11 protein-coding genes are annotated in these 14,862 nt (G+C 70.8%); 6 read left to right on the plus strand and 5 right to left on the minus strand.

Going from position 1 to position 14,862, the window contains the following annotated elements; translation table 11 throughout:
* Positions 1-394 precede the first annotated feature (394 nt).
* Positions 395-2,569 carry a transglycosylase domain-containing protein gene (locus ACQP06_RS34755; protein WP_433673521.1) on the plus strand — a complete coding sequence of 725 codons (2,175 nt, stop codon included), beginning with the start codon at positions 395-397 and terminating at the stop codon, positions 2,567-2,569.
* 93 nt (positions 2,570-2,662) lie between these two features.
* Positions 2,663-4,276: a glycosyltransferase family 87 protein gene (locus ACQP06_RS34760; RefSeq protein ID WP_433673522.1), complete on the plus strand. Its 1,614-nt coding sequence runs from the start codon at positions 2,663-2,665 to the stop codon at positions 4,274-4,276.
* Positions 4,277-4,309: 33 nt separating this feature from the next.
* On the opposite strand, the gene ACQP06_RS34765 is transcribed toward ACQP06_RS34760, so the two are convergent.
* Entirely contained in the window at positions 4,310-5,623 is a 1,314-nt protein-coding gene (locus ACQP06_RS34765; protein WP_433669338.1) for a TerD family protein, read from the minus strand.
* Between the two features lie 111 nt (positions 5,624-5,734).
* Here ACQP06_RS34765 and ACQP06_RS34770 point away from each other — a divergent pair, with 111 nt between their 5' ends.
* The 4 genes from ACQP06_RS34770 to dhaM all read left to right on the plus strand — a co-directional run bounded on the left by ACQP06_RS34770 (position 5,735) and on the right by dhaM (position 8,911).
* The gene (locus ACQP06_RS34770; RefSeq protein ID WP_433669339.1) at positions 5,735-6,475 is read left to right on the plus strand and encodes a hypothetical protein; all 741 of its coding nucleotides are present in this window, start codon (positions 5,735-5,737) and stop codon (positions 6,473-6,475) included.
* 101 nt (positions 6,476-6,576) lie between these two features.
* Positions 6,577-7,578 (plus strand): dihydroxyacetone kinase subunit DhaK, encoded by a 1,002-nt coding sequence (dhaK, locus tag ACQP06_RS34775; RefSeq protein WP_433669341.1) that lies wholly within the window; start codon positions 6,577-6,579, stop codon positions 7,576-7,578.
* Entirely contained in the window at positions 7,578-8,189 is a 612-nt protein-coding gene (dhaL, locus tag ACQP06_RS34780; protein WP_433673523.1) for a dihydroxyacetone kinase subunit DhaL, read from the plus strand. The genes dhaK and dhaL overlap by 1 nt, the downstream gene beginning before the upstream one ends.
* Entirely contained in the window at positions 8,186-8,911 is a 726-nt protein-coding gene (gene dhaM, locus ACQP06_RS34785; RefSeq protein ID WP_433669343.1) for a dihydroxyacetone kinase phosphoryl donor subunit DhaM, read from the plus strand. The genes dhaL and dhaM overlap by 4 nt, the downstream gene beginning before the upstream one ends.
* 3 nt (positions 8,912-8,914) lie before the next feature.
* Here dhaM and ACQP06_RS34790 read toward each other — a convergent pair whose 3' ends face one another.
* From ACQP06_RS34790 to ACQP06_RS34805, 4 genes are read right to left on the minus strand one after another with little or no spacing between them, the layout of a single operon-like run.
* A complete protein-coding gene (locus ACQP06_RS34790; RefSeq protein WP_433673524.1) occupies positions 8,915-9,721 on the minus strand; it encodes an HAD family hydrolase in 807 nt (268 codons plus the stop codon).
* Between the two features lie 21 nt (positions 9,722-9,742).
* Positions 9,743-12,169, minus strand: coding sequence for a phosphoribosyltransferase (locus tag ACQP06_RS34795; protein WP_433669345.1), 2,427 nt, complete (start codon positions 12,167-12,169; stop codon positions 9,743-9,745).
* Positions 12,166-13,377 carry an HpcH/HpaI aldolase/citrate lyase family protein gene (locus ACQP06_RS34800; RefSeq protein WP_433673525.1) on the minus strand — a complete coding sequence of 404 codons (1,212 nt, stop codon included), beginning with the start codon at positions 13,375-13,377 and terminating at the stop codon, positions 12,166-12,168. Before ACQP06_RS34800 ends, ACQP06_RS34795 begins: the two co-directional genes overlap by 4 nt.
* Positions 13,378-13,417: 40 nt before the next feature.
* Positions 13,418-14,620: a hypothetical protein gene (locus tag ACQP06_RS34805; RefSeq protein WP_433669346.1), complete on the minus strand. Its 1,203-nt coding sequence runs from the start codon at positions 14,618-14,620 to the stop codon at positions 13,418-13,420.
* Positions 14,621-14,862 lie beyond the last annotated feature (242 nt).

The raw sequence follows: 14,862 nt of genomic DNA on the forward strand, positions 1-14,862 counted from the left end.
ATCGCCGCCGCCCAGACCCGGCAATCCGGATGCGACCCGCAAGCTTCCGAACCCCGCCGCCGATCAGCGCGTGAACACCGGCGCGCGACAGGCGGTTCCGAATCACGTCTCCCGGGCGGCCGCCTCGGACCGCACCCAGCGGGTCGACGATCGCGGGGTCCGCGCGGGCGCCGCGGCGGGCGCGGGCGCGGCGACGCGGACCCGTCCGGCCGAGGGCAATCGACCGCCGACCGGCGGCCAGCCCGCCACCCGGCGGCCCCAGGGCGGCACCCCGCCCGGCCCGCCGCCGCGGCGGCCGGGCGGCAACGGTTCCGGGGGCGGCAAGGGCGGCGGTAAGGGCACGCCCCGCAAGACCTCCATCTGGCGGATCATCCGCCGGACCATCTACGTGGGCATGGCGCTGGTGCTGGGCCTGGGCAGCACGGTCTTCCTGTACGCCTATTCGACGGTGAACGTGCCGCAGCCCGGCGACCTGAAGAACAATCAGGTGGCCACCATCTACATGGCCGACGGCAACTCGGTGCTGGCGAAGATCATTCCGCCGGAAGGCAACCGGACCGATGTGACGATCGACCAGATCCCGCCGCACGTCCGCAACGCGGTCATCGCGGCCGAGGACCGGTCGTTCTACACCAACCCGGGCTTCTCGATCCAGGGCTTCGGCCGCGCGTTCGTCGGTCAGCTGACCGGCAATTCGAGCGCCGGTGGTGGTTCGACCATCACGCAGCAGTACGTGAAGAACGCGATGGTCGGCAACGAGCACTCGCTCACCCGAAAGCTGCGTGAGCTGGTGATCTCGGCCAAGATGGCCAAGCAGTGGTCCAAGGACCAGATCCTGGCCGCCTACCTCAACACCATCTACTTCGGCCGCGGCGCGTACGGCATCGACGCGGCGTCCAAGGCGTACTTCAACAAGCCGGTGCAGGATCTGAGCGTGGCCGAGGGCGCGGTCCTGGCTGCCACCATCCAGCAGCCGTCGAACCTGGATCCGGAGAAGAATCCACAGGGCGCGCAGACCCGCTGGAAGTACGTGATGGACGGCATGGTCGACGGCGGCAACCTGCCCGCCGCGGACCGCGCCAGCATGCAGTACCCGCCGGTGATCTCGGCCGCGGAGGCGCAGCACGACAAGACCCTGGACTCGGGCCCGGAGGGCCTGATCAAGACCCAGGTGCTCAAGGAGCTGGAAGCCGCGGGCATCTCCGAGCACGACCTGAACACCCAGGGCCTGCAGATCACCACCACGATCGACCAGAAGGCCCAGGACGCCGCCGTCAACGCGGTGACCAAGGTGATGGACGGCGAGCCGGAGAAGCTGAAGACCGCGGTGGTGTCGGTGGATCCGAAGACCGGTGCGGTGCGCGCCTACTACGGCGGTTCCGACGGCCAGGGCTTCGACTTCGCGAATGCCGGTCTGCAGCCGGGCTCCTCGTTCAAGGTGTTCGGCCTGGCCGAGAACCTGGAACTGGGCAAGCCGCTCTCGACCATGTACGACAGCTCCTCGCCGTTCAAGGTCAACGGCATCGAGATCCACAATGTCGCCGACGAGAACTGCGGCATGTGCACCATCGCCGAGGCCACCAAGCGGTCCTACAACACCAGCTTCTACCGGATGATGCTGGACATGCCGGGCAACGGCCCGCAGAAGATCGCCGACATGGCGCACCGGCTCGGCATCCCCGCGAGCGTCGACGGCATCGGCAAGACGCTGGTGGAGCCGGACGGCTCGTCGCCGAACAACGGTATCGTGCTGGGCCAGTACAACGTTCGCGTGCTGGACATGGCCTCGGCCTACGCCACGCTGGCCGCGTCGGGCATGTACCACGCGCCGCACTTCGTGACCAAGGTGGTCGCCTCCGACGGCACCGTGCTGATGGACCGCGGCGACGTGGCCGGTGAGCGCAAGGTCTCGGCGGCGGTGGCCGACAACGTGACCGACGCGATGAAGCCGATCGCGCAGTACTCGAACAAGCATCAGCTCGCGGGTGACCGCCAGTCGGCCTCCAAGACCGGTACCGCCCAGCTGGGCGACACCATCGAGAACAAGGACGCCTGGATGGTCGGCTACACGCCGTCGCTGTCCACCGCGGTGTGGATCGGCACGGCCGCCGGAAACGAGAAGCTGCGCAACGTCAATGGCGGCATGATCTACGGTTCGGGCCTGCCGTCCGACATCTGGAAGTCGACGATGGACGGCGCGCTCAAGGGCACGACGAACGAGTCCTTCCCGAAGCCGGGCAATATCGGCAGCTCGCAGGGTGGTGTGCCGTCCTGGTCGGCGCCGTACACCGCGCCCTCGACCACCGAGGCGCCGCTGCCCCCGGTCGTCACCACCAGCCAGATGCCGATCCCGGGTCTGCCCGGGTTCTCCATCCCGGTGCCGGGCCTCGCGCCGAACCCGCAGAACCAGCGGCAGCAGACCCAGCCCGAGCCCACCCAGGAACAGCAGGGCGGCGGCACCGGTCCGATGTCCGGGCAGCCGGTCGCGCCCGCGGACGGGGGCGCCACGACCACGGCTCCGAACAGCGGTGGCGGTACCGGCAACGGCAATGGGCGGCCGAATCGGTAGCCTGCTGGCGTGATCGAGCAGCAACTGGCGCACCGGTCGGCCGCCGCGAGCGGACCGGCCGGCGCGGCGCCGGAGCCGGGGGAGGCAGCAGGAGTGGAACAGGCTCGCGCGCAGCGTGATACGCCGGTCGGCTACGAGTCGCCGGCGCCGCTGGCGGACGATCTGCGGTCGGTCGACGACCGGGACAAGCCGAGTCGCACCGACACGCTCACCGCGCAGCTGTGCGATCCGCTCGGCGGCCCGGTGGGCGACCACGCGGTGATCGGCCGGGTCCGCTTCTGGACCCCGATGCGGGTGCTGATGGCGTTCGCGGTGCTGTTCCTGGCGTTCGGCTGGTTCGGCAAGGCGGGTTGCATCCAGCAGCGGCCGGACTCCTCGGGAGTCATGGGCCTGGACTGGAACAACGGCCGCCAGTACCTGGCCATGTGCTACTCGGACACGGTGCCGCTGTACGGCGCCGAGCATCTCAACGAGGGCGCGTTCCCGTACAAGAAGCAGTGGGTCGAGTTCAGCGACGGCAAGCCGCAGGTCCGCTACATGGAGTACCCGGTGCTGTCCGGGATGTACCAGTACATCTCCATGGGAATCGCCAAGGCGTGGAAGGTTTCTCCGCTGCCGGGCAGCGGCGCGCTGGAGGTGGTCATCTACTTCAATGTGGTGGCGATCGGCCTGGCGCTGGCCTGGCTGGTGACCATCTGGGCGACCGCGCTGTCGGCGGGACGGCGGGTCTGGGATGCCGCGCTGGTGGCGCTGTCGCCGCTGGTGGCGGTGCACGCGTTCACCAACTTCGATTTGCTGGCAACGGCTTTCGCGGCGGGCGGCCTGCTGGCCTGGGGCCGCCGCCGCCCGGTGCTGGCGGGCATCCTGCTGGGCTTGGGCGGGGCGGCGAAGCTGTATCCGCTGCTGCTCCTGGGCCCGATCCTGATCCTGTGCGTCCGCGCCTATCGGCGCGACGAGGACGACGCGGCCTTCGGCGGCCTGCCGCCGATGCGGGCCGCGGGCGCGGCGGTGGCGTCGGCCGCGATCACCTGGCTGGCGGTGAACGCGCCGATCGCGGCGCTGTACCCGAACGGCTGGTGGGAGTTCTTCCGGCTCAACACCGAACGGCACGCGGACCCGGATTCGATCTACAACGTGATCACCTCGTTCACCGGCTGGGCCGGATTCGACGGGGTGCTCGGTCCGCAGGACGTGCCGACCGTGCTGAACACGGTGTCGCTGCTGCTGTTCCTCGCGGCGTGCGCGGGCATCGGCTGGATCGGCCTGACCGCCGCGCGGCGGCCGCGGCTGGCGCAGCTGGCCTTCCTGGTGGTGGCGGCGTTCCTGCTGACCAACAAGGTGTGGAGCCCGCAGTATTCGATCTGGCTGGTGCCGCTGGCCGTGCTGGCGCTGCCGCACCGGCGGATCCTGTTGGCGTGGATGACGATCGACGCCCTGGTGTGGGTGCCGCGCATGTACTACTACCTGGGCCCGGACCACAAGGGTCTGCCCGAGCAGTGGTTCACCGGCACCGTGGTGGTGCGCGATCTGGCGGTGATCGCGTTGTGCGTCCTGGTGATCCGCCAGATCTACCGTCCCGCCGAGGATCCGGTGCGCCGCGACGGCGCCGACGATCCGGGCGGCGGTGTGCTCGACCGCGCCCCGGATCCCCAGGATCCGTGGCTGCCGTCGTGGCTGTGGCCGCGGCGGCCGGAACCCGTGCCCTGAGCGGTCGCTCAGGGCCGGGGCCCGCTCACCGCCTCAGAGGAAGCGGGCCAGCTGCGGTACGGCCTCGCCCGGGTGCTTGGCCTGGAAGCCCTCGCCGAGGGCCTGGAACTTCCAGTCCGCGCCGGGGGCCGGGCGGAACATCTTGCCCATGGCCATGCCGGTGAACGGCATGCCGCCGGTGAGGGTGAAGCGCGCCATCTCGGCATTGGTGGCGCTGTCCACCAGGCGGCAGTAGGCATTGGCGAGCTGTTCGAAGGTGTGGCCCTTGTAGGAGGTCACGATGAACAGCAGGGTGGTGACCGACGGCGAGATGCGCGACAGGTCGACGCTGATCTCCTCGTCGTCGCCCTCGCCCTCACCGGTCAGATTGTCGCCCTGGTGGCGGATCGACCCGTCCTTGGAGCTGAGGCTGCCGTAGTACACGACGTCCACGGGGCCGTGCCCGGCGAACATCACCACCGAGGCGTCCAGGTCCACGTCCACGGCCTTGTTGCCGAAGATGCCGCCGCGCTTGACCGGATCCCAGCCCAGCCCCATCTTCACGTAACTCAGTGCGCCGCCGCCCTCTTTGCGCAGGTTGATGCGCTGGCCCTTGACCAGGCTGACGACATGTCCGGTGGGCAGATCGCGATCGTCCTGCGGCGCGGGCGGCGGCGGAGGCGGCGGCGGGTAGCCCCCGGTGGGCTGGCCCTGCGGGGGCGGCGGCGGGAAGCCGCCGGTGGGCGCCGGTGGCGGCGGGTAGCCGCCCGTGGGCTCGAATTGCGCGGGCGGGGGCGGATATCCGCCGGTGGCCGGGGCGAACTGCTCGGGTGCGGGCGCGGACACGGGAGCGGGCTGCGGCGCGTCGTCGACGCGCACGCCGTGGTCGGTGACCAGCGCGGCGAAGCCGCCCGCGTACCCCTGCCCGACCGCGCGGGCCTTCCAGCTGCCCTGGCGGCGGTACAACTCCAGTGCGATGACGATGGATTCGGTGCTCAGGCCCTCGATCCGGTACTCGTACAGCGAGTTTCCGGCGGCGTCGGAGACCCGGGCCACGGGCGCGGACAGCTGCCCGAAACTGCCGTTGGCGTCGTCGAGGGTGATGACGGCCCGAAGCTGTTCGATATCAGCGGGAATCGCGTCCAGCGACACCGCCAGCACGGCGGGCGTGCCCGGCGCACCGGGGCGCAGCGTCACCCCCGGCCCCGAGGGCTGGTTGAAGAACACGAAATCGGCGTCGGTGCGCACCGTGCCCGCCGGGGTGACGAGTAGCGCGGACAGATCGGCCGGTGCGGCCACCTCCACGCTGATCACCAGTTCGTGGACACTCAGCGGACCGTTCTGGCCCTTCACCAAAACTGCGGACACGATCGACCCTTCGCTTGACAGTGCGGTCGCTGCCACTCTACGAGAACGCGGCGACACGGGCTGGAGGCGTGGTGGCCGAGTATGCCGGGAACGCGTGGCAGTATCGGCACCGTGAGCGACGGTGAGGTGGAACCCGCGGAAGCGCACGAACAGTACCTACGCGCCTTCCGGCACCCGGCCGTGTCCCGTGACCAGCTGCGCGACCTGCTCGACGCGGTGAACGCCTTCCTGGACACCATCACGCCCAAGGAGGGCGAGTTCACGCCGCGCGGCGGCTGGGCCCCGGAATCCACCGCCATGGCATTCCAGATCGGGCGCGCGGTCGAGCAGGTGCTGTCCGAGCGCGAGGACGCCGATCGGGAGCTGGTGCGCCGCCGCGATATTCGGGACCGCCTGGTGGCGGCGCTGGACGCGGTGCTGGACTGCCTGCGCACCCTGCCGGAGCTGGCCGAGGCCGAGGTGTCGCTGGGCACCCTCTGCGTGAACGAGGGCTTCCAGGTCTTCGACGACGGTTCGGTCCGCACCACCCCGGAACAGGAGGCGAGAGCGGACGCGGGTCTGCTGGAGCGCCGCCGGATCGAGTTGGACGAGCAGATGACGGCCGCGGTGGCCGCGCGCACCGCCCTGGTGGAGGACACCACCGATCTGATCCGGGAACGGCTCGGCGTGGCCGAGGTGGGGATTCCGTGGGTGATCCTGGCCGCCACCCAGGGCGGCCTGGACGTCTCCGAACCCTTCGAATTCGCCGCCGACCATCTGCCCGACGGTGAACTGCGGGATCTGATGGTGCAGCTGGTCACCGACATCGAACTGGCCCGCACCCTCGAGGAAACCGCGGAACCGCTGGCTTAGCCCGAATCCCGTCGCAAAAGCCCGAAACCGCGTCGCCGCCGCACGGGCGGTGCGAGTCTGACTCACAGGGACCCGAACCGGCCTTCCGACGGGAGATTTCGGTGAAGAAGCTCATCAACGATCCGGCCGACGTGGTGGACGCCGCCCTGGCCGGGATGGCCGCGGCGCATCCGGAGCTGCGGGTGGACACGAAACAACGCATCGTGGTGCGCGCCGACGCGCCACGCCCGGGCAAGGTCGGCCTGGTCTCGGGCGGCGGCTCCGGTCACGAACCCCTGCACGGCGGCTTCGTCGGCCTCGGCATGCTGGACGCGGCCTGTCCCGGCGAGATCTTCACCTCCCCGGTGCCCGATCAGATCCAGGCCGCCACCGCCGCCGTGGATTCCGGGGCGGGCGTGCTGCACATCGTGAAGAACTACACCGGCGACGTGATGAATTTCGAGATGGCCGCCGAACTGGCCGCCGCCGAATCCGGCGCGCAGGTCCGCGCGGTCGTGGTGAACGACGATGTGGCGGTACAGGACAGCACCTACACCGCCGGGCGGCGCGGCGTCGGCGCGACGGTGATCCTGGAGAAGATGGCGGGCGCGGCCGCCGAACAGGGCCGGCCGCTCGACGAGGTGGCGCGCATCGCGGAGCGGGTGAACGCGTGCTCGCGCAGCATGGGGATGGCGTTGACCTCCGGCACGGTCCCCGCCGTCGGGCACCCCACCTTCGAGCTCGGCGACGCCGAGATGGAGATCGGCATCGGCATCCACGGCGAGCCCGGCCGGGAGCGGGTGCCGCTGGCCCCGGCCCGCGAGGTGGCGGGGATGCTGCTGGAGCCGATTCTCACGGATCTGCCGTTCACCGCGGGTGATCGGGTGCTGTGCTTCGTCAACGGCATGGGCGGGACGCCGCTCATCGAGCTGTACCTCATGTTCGACGAAGTGGCGCGGATCCTGCGCGGGCGCGGGATCCACCTCGAGCGCTCGCTGGTCGGGCCGTACATCACATCACTCGACATGGCGGGCTGCTCGGTCACGGTGACCCGGCTGGACGAGGAGCTGACGGCACTGTGGGACGCGCCGGTGCGCACTCCGGCGCTGCGGTGGGGCATCTGATGGCGGCGGTCGACGTCTCGGCGTGGGTGCGCGGATTCGCGGCGCTGGTGGACGAACACGCCACCGAGTTGACCGCGCTGGACGCCGCCATCGGCGACGCGGACCATGGGACGAATATGCAGCGGGGCATGACAGCGGCCATTGCGGCACTGGATGATTCGTCGTCACCGGCCGAGACCATGAAGCAGACCGCCCTGGTACTGATCCGCACCATCGGCGGCGCCAGCGGTCCGCTGTTCGGAACGTTCTTCCTGCGCTTCGCCGGCTCCATCGAGAGTGGTTCGGAGATCGGTGATTTCGCTCGGGCGTTCCGGACGGGTCTGGACGGTGTGATCGCCCGCGGGAAGGCCGATCGCGGGGACAAGACCATGGTGGATGCCCTCGGTCCAGCGGCCGACGCCCTGGACGAGGAAGTCGCGGGCGGCGCCTCGGCCGAGGTCGCGCTGGACGCCGCGGTCGCCGCGGCGGAAGCCGGTCGCGATGCCACGACGCCGCTGGTGGCGCGCAAAGGCCGGGCGTCGTATCTGGGTGAACGCAGTGCGGGACACCAGGATCCGGGTGCGACCAGTGCCGCCCTGCTGGTGCGGGCGGCCCGGCAGGCCCTGCGATGATCGGACTGGTGGTGGTCTCGCACAGCCGCGCGCTGGCCGAGGCCGCGGTGGCGCTGGCCGCCGGGTTGCTGCCCGATCAGGGTGTGGCGGTGCGGATCGCGGCGGGCCTGTCCGCGGCGGAGTTCGGCACCGACGCGGTCGCGGTCGCCGACGCTGTCCGGGAGGCCGATTCCGGGGACGGCGTGCTGGTGTTGATGGATCTGGGGAGCGCCGTGCTGTCCGCCGAGACCGCGCTCGATCTGCTCGAATCCCCGGTGCGGGTTCACCTCTCGGCAGCACCGCTGGTCGAGGGTCTGGTCGTGGCGTTGGCCGTGGCGGGTGGCGGCGCTGATCTGGAGACCGTCGCCCGCGAAGCCGACGGCGCGCTCACCGCGAAGCGGTCGCAGCTGGGTTCATCCACAGAACCGGGGGGCGCGATCGATCCACATTCATCCACAGGTAGTGCACCTGTGGATAACTCGGCCGTCACCGAGATATTCGAAGTGACCGGTCGGCACGGATTGCATGCCCGACCGGCAGCCGAGCTGGTCTCGGCTCTAAGGGATTTCGACGCACACGTCGAACTGCGCAATGACACCACCGGCGTCGGACCGGTGCCCGGCGACAGCCTGACCCGTGTCCTCACCCTCGGCGTACTCCCCGGGCATCGGCTGGAAGTGCGCGCGACCGGACCCGAAGCGGCCCTGGCCGTCTCGAAAGTTCGTACCCTGACCGCGGATTGACGCCTACCGCAGCGCCCTCACGCCGAGGAAGAAGTCGACGATCTCCTCGGACGCCTGGATACCGGAAGCCCCGGTGACCGCCACGCGGGGATGACGCCAGTTCCGCTGCTCCAGCTCACCGTGCCGTGGCCGGATGGCGGCGTCGGCGCTGATCAGCATCTCCGCGTCGAGTGAGCCGTCGCCGGCGGCCAGCAGCGGCGACCCGGCGCGCAGTTCGCCCGAGTCGAGCATGCGGCGTCGAACTTCGCGCACCGCATGGCTTTTGCACACCGGGGTCGGCATGGCGTAGATCTTGCGGCCCTGCTGCGAGGCCGACCAGCCGCGCGGGCGGCACCAGGCGTCCCAGTCGGCGAGGAATCCGGCGGGCAGCCGCTCCTGGTCCACGACCAGGTAGCAGAACAGGTCGTCGGCCTCGCGCAGTCGCAGCGCGAACGATTCGTCCACGCGGGCACGCAATTCCGCGCGCACCTCGACGAGGGTGGCGCATTCGGCGCGCACCCGGGCGTCGAGGGCGGAACGCCAGCGCCGGTCCGGCAGCCCGTTGCGCAGGATGCTGCCGCCATTGCTGGTGACGGCGTAGGGCCACGGCCCGCCGGGCAGGCGGATGCGCTGGAACTGCTCGATGGTGCGGGTGGTGACCGGTACCACGGCGGCGGTCTCGGTCAGGATCTTCAGCCGTTCGGCCGCCGTCACCGTCATGTACGAGAGCGGCTGTCCCTCATACTCTTCCACGCACACCGTGTCGGGGTTCGCGTTCCCGAAAGCCGCTCGCGTATAGATCAGCGTCCGATCGAGATCGGTCGCCACCATCACCTCGCGCTGCTGCACCAGCTATCCCTTCACTTCCTTGATCAAGCCCATACAGGCGTACGCCAAATCCGGCACGACTTCGACCGGCACGCCGCGCGCCGCGGCGAGCAGCCGGATGTGCGCGTGCTCGCCGGCGTCCGGATCACGCACCAGCACCCGCCACGGCACCCGCCGCAGCAGCACCCGGGTGGTCTCCCCCACACCGGGTTTCACGAAGTTCACGCTCGAGATCCCGTACTCGGCCCGCACCCGCTCCACCGAGGCCCAGCCGGCCCAGGTGGGGGTCCGGTCTGCGGCCAGCAGCTCGCGCACCCGCGCGTCCACCTGCGGGCGCACCCGGTCGAAGCAGTCGCTCACGGCGTCCAGCAGGCGGTTGGACTGGTCCTCGCCCGCGAGGTCGCGGTAGAACTTGGCGCCGTGGAACTGTCCGGGCGCGAGCAGCCGGTCATTGAGCACCGTGCGCGAAATCAGGCCCGACACTGTCGAATTCAAGCACGCGGAGGCGATCAGGAAATCGTCCCGGGTGCCGAAGGTCCGCGCGCAGCCACCCGGATCGGCCAGTACCGCCAGGTCCGGGTCGAACCGGGCCCCGCCCGCCGCGTGATACGCCGCCAGCGCCGCGTCGAGCTCGCGGGTGATGGCTCCCTTGCCGGTCCAGCCGTCCACGAACACCACCCGCGCCGGATCGTGATCGCGCGCGAGGTGATCCAGTGCGGCCGAATCGATTCCGCGATCGCGCACGATCGACACCGCGTAGTGCGGGACCTCGATCCCCCGGCTCCCCAGCCACCGGCGCATGAGCACCCCGACGGGTGTCCCGGCCCGTGCCAGCGACGCCAGCACGATGTCGTCCCCGCGCTCGGCGACCACCAGTTCCGCGACGGTCGCCACCGCCAGCGCCAGCCGCTCGGCGCTCTGCGCGAGCACCCGGTCGAACAGCTCCCGGTACTCGGCGTCCGGCTGGTACTCCACCGGCAGCGATTCCGCGTAGTGCGCCGCCCCCGATTGGATCCGCCGTTCGCGCTCGGCCACATCGGCTTCCAGGGCGACACCGGACAGATCCGTGAGCAGCCACGCCACCTCGTCGCGCGCGTACGACCCGAACTCCGGCCCGTACAACGGTTCCGGCCGCGCCGCACGCGTCGCGGCGAGCGCGCGCGGGTCCGATTCGGTCAGCACGGCCAGCAGCACGTCGGAACCCGACGCGGTGAGCACGTCGACGAGTCCGCCTGCGGCCGTGAGCCGTTCGGTGTCCGCCGGAGTGTCGACGACGACCAGCAGGATCGGATCGACCGCCCGATCCTCGCCCGGCCACCGGGCGTTGTACAGGTATCGCGGGGCGTCCTCGCCGGTCTCGGGCGCGGTGAAGCGGAATCCGCGGCGCAGCGGGTACCCCGGTTCGTCGAGAACATAGGCCGGTGACCGCGTCGTCGTCTGGTAGCGGGCGGGAATCCCGTTGTCCGCCAACCCCGCCGCGATGCGCAGCGGCAGGTACATGAGTTCTTCGTGGGCGATGACGATGACCGGCCGCGGTTCGGCCAGTTCGGCGGAGAGGGCTTTGGTGGCGCGGGCGAGCGCCGCCTCGAAGGGTTCGGTGTCGGAGTCGAGGAAGCCGTGGCGGCCGCCCTCGGGAACATCGTGGGGCCAGGGGATCTCGACCCGGGCGCAGGCGCCCCGCCGTTCGGCGACCGGGTTCAGCACGGGTTCGGGCAGTGCGGCGACCGCGTCGATCAGGTCGGTGGGCAGCACGGTGCTGCCGCCCGCCAGGCAGACGGTGTCGATGCGCGCGCCGAGGTCGGCGGCCGCCTGTTCGAAAGCGCGGCGGTCGGCGTCGGTCCGCATGTCCACCAGGGACGCCAGGACGTAGTGCGTGCGCGGGGTCAGGGCGTGCAGGGCGCGGACGGCGTCCAGCGCTGTTGCGCCGGTGGAGATCTCGTCGTCGACCAGCACCATGGGCAGGTCGTTGTGGAAGACCCCGGCGGGCATCGGTTGCAGCAGATGGGAGGTGGCGTGCGAGTGGCCCTCCTCGAAGCCCGCGAGGGTGTCGGCGGTCGGCACGTCGCGGCGCGTGGAGTGCAGGTAGCACCACGCGCCGATGCGGGCCGCGACGGTGTGGCCGAGCCCGGTCGCGGTTTCGGCGAAGCCGAGCACGACGGCGCTGCCGGGCCGGTCACCGGACGCGGCGAGTACGTCGAGCACCAGGTCACCGAGCCGGTCCCCCGCGTCGAGCACCCGGTGCGGGTCGGTGGGCAGATGCTTGCCGAGCACCGTCGAGACCAGCAGGTGGGCGCGGCGCGGATTGCGGCGCAGCCCGGGTTCGACGAGCGTCTCCACGCGCCATTCCGGACCGGGCAGGCAGGTGCCCGTGTGGTGCAGGGTGAGGCCGAGTTCACGGGTGGCCCAGGGGAGTTCGCGGGTGGCCGCGGGTAGGGCGGGGTCGGCGCTCACGATTCGACCAGGGCCTTGAGCAGGTCCACGAAGGAGACTCCTTTGTTGGCGACGCCGAAGACCCGGGCGCGCAGCATGATCTGGTGGGCCCAGCTGCGGTGCGGGCGCATCTCGTTCATCTTGTTGCGGTACTCGGAGGCGGCGACGCCGCCCGCGCCGGTGCTGAGAATGTCGGCGGCATCGGCGTATTCCTCGTGGGTCACGATGGACAGCGCGTGCACGACCGCGACGTGGGTGGGGTGGATGACGGTCTTGCCCTGGATGCCGTTGGCGCGGTCCAGGGTGATCTCCCGCAGCAGCCCGTCCATGTCCCGGCTGACCAGCGACTGCCGGAACGGGACCGCGTCCACCTCGGCGAAGGGGGCGGTGCGCAGCAACGGCCGGAACATGCGGGTGTGGTCGGCGAAGTACTCCCAGACCGGTCCGGTGATGGTGAATCCGGTGCCGTCGGCGCGGCCCAGATAGTTGACGATGTCGGCGATGACGTCGGCGACCACGCGCACGTCGTAGATGGTCAGGTCGCGGTCGCGGCGAATCCCGAAGGTGGAGCACATGTCCGTGGCCCCGATGCGGACGGCGAGGATGCGGTCACGGTGCGCGGTGAGCAGTTCGCCGATGCGGCCCAGTTCCCGGTCGCGGGTCTCGCGGTGCACCAGGGCGGGGGATTCCAGCACGGGCATGCCGAAGACGGTGCGGCCCAGCCGTTCCGAGGCGAGTTCCAGCGCGTCCAGGTAGTCGGCGGCGCAGGCGCTGTCGAACTTGGGCAGCACGAATCCGGTGAGCGCCGTCGCGCCCGCCCCGAGTCGTCCGGCGATCTCGCCGATGCTCTGCGGGTCGCGCACCCGCACGAACAGCAGCGGGTAGGCCTCGCCGCTGGCCGCCAGTTCGTCGAGGGTGACGGCGGCCTGCCATTTCCCGTATTCGACGGCGTGGTCGGCGACCGCGTCCTCGAGGTCGATGACCATCGAGCAGACGCCGCGTTCGGCGCGGCGCAGGATGGTGGCGGTGAGGTCGGCGCGGGTCGCGGGCACGTACAGGGTCGCGCCCAGCGCCATGGCGAGCAGGTCGCGATCGCGGGAGCCGCCGAAGGCCTCGGGCAGGCGGTGGAACAGCCGCCGCAGCTCCGGACCCGGCACCTGCCGGAAATGCCGCAGCGGGAAGCGCTTCCGCAAGGAGACCGGTGCGACGTCCGGGTCGCTGGTGATCATCGCGGTCATCGTCGCGGACGTCCTCCTGGTGACTTTCGGTCTATCTGTCGGTATTTCGCATGCGTTCGACGACTCCGGCGACGAACGCGGTGATCGCGTCGAGTTCGGACACGTACGCCCAATAGTCGGGATGGCGGCCGGTCAGGCCCGCGGTGGCCCGGTCCAGGCGTTCGGCCTGGGCGTCGAGCACCGAACCCCATTGCGGGACGACGCCCTTGTTGACCGCCAGCATCTGCGCGTCGCGCAGTTTGAAGCGAACGGTCTTGGCGCGCTCGGCCGGTTGCTCCCGGACCGCGCGTAGCTGGGCGAGCCGGTCGGTGACGGCCTCGGCGCTCTCCTCGGCGGCGGCGAGGCGGGCGCGGGCGGTGGTGGTCAGGTCGAGCGCGTCCTCCGGGTCGTGGGCGGCCAGGGCGGCCCGGGCGCGGGCCAGGTCCGCGTCGGCGGCCTCGACGGCCTCCCGGGCTTGTCGCTCATTGTTGGCCAAATCGTTCGATGACGCAGCCGCGAATTCCCGCAGCAGCGCGGACATGGCCGGGGGGACGCGGTCCAGACGGTTGCGGGCGGCATCGAGCCGGGTGGCCGCCGACGCCAGCGCGGTGCTGGCCGAATGCTGTTTGCCGGGAGCGGCTTCCAGGGCGCTGGACAGCTCGCGGGTACGCGAGTCGAGCCGGGTCGCGGCGTCGCGGGCGGGTGCCCCGGCGCCGCCGATCGCGGCGGCCTCGAGTGTGAGCAGCGCCTCATCCAGAGCCGCCGCGCATTGCCGCACCGAGGGGTAGGCGGCGTACGGGGAGGCGTCGGCCTGCTGCCGGATCCGCTGGGCGTCCGCGCGGGTCTGCGAGACCAGCTGCGGCACCGAGCCGAACACCGCGACGGCGTGCTCGAGGTGGGCTTGATCGCCGCGGTAGAAGTCGTCGACGGCCCGCGCGGCGTCGGTGAGCCGCCGGACCACGCCGTCGATCTCGGGCTGCGCGACGACCCCCGTGCCATCGCGTTCCACCTGCTCGAGGCGCTCGTCGAGGGCGAGGTAGGCGCCGGACGCGTCATAGCAGCGGGCGCGCACCGGTTCCCAGCGCGCGGCCGCGCCGCGTTCGGGGAACAGCGCGGCGGACGCGTCGACGGCGGCCTCGGCGATGCTCTGCCGCCGATCCATATCGAGGAAGGCCGCCGTCAGCATCGACCGGGCCTGCTGCACCCATTCGTTGTTCCGGGGTGCCCGGAACCATCCGCTTCGACGGCCTGCCACGCCACCGATCGTAGGCAACCGGGAACGATCACGGCGACCGTGCGTCGGCGAACATCTCGGCCACGCGTTGACGATTGCCGCGACCGCGGCGATGGAGTGTGTGACCCTGTCCTGTGACAGGCTGTCGTCGCACGGTTGCCTTGACCCATTCCTACCCATGGCTTGGGGAAACCATTACTGTCGACGTCGGCGGAACCTGGACAGTGGGCGAAGCCGTTAGACAAGAAACGCTTCGAACGCTT

The organism is Nocardia sp. CA-136227, from assembly GCF_050955695.1.
Lineage (GTDB): Bacteria > Actinomycetota > Actinomycetes > Mycobacteriales > Mycobacteriaceae > Nocardia.

What these genes read in the sequence shown, in the direction of transcription:
- ACQP06_RS34755 (WP_433673521.1), top strand. Translation starts at nt 395, where the DNA reads ATGGCGCTGGTGCTGGGCCTGGGCAGCACGGTCTTCCTGTACGCCTAT.
- ACQP06_RS34790 (WP_433673524.1), bottom strand. Translation starts at nt 9,721, where the DNA reads ATGGTGGCGACCGATCTCGATCGGACGCTGATCTATACGCGAGCGGCT.
- dhaL (WP_433673523.1), top strand. Translation starts at nt 7,578, where the DNA reads ATGGCGGCGGTCGACGTCTCGGCGTGGGTGCGCGGATTCGCGGCGCTG.
- ACQP06_RS34800 (WP_433673525.1), bottom strand. Translation starts at nt 13,377, where the DNA reads ATGATCACCAGCGACCCGGACGTCGCACCGGTCTCCTTGCGGAAGCGC.
- dhaM (WP_433669343.1), top strand. Translation starts at nt 8,186, where the DNA reads ATGATCGGACTGGTGGTGGTCTCGCACAGCCGCGCGCTGGCCGAGGCC.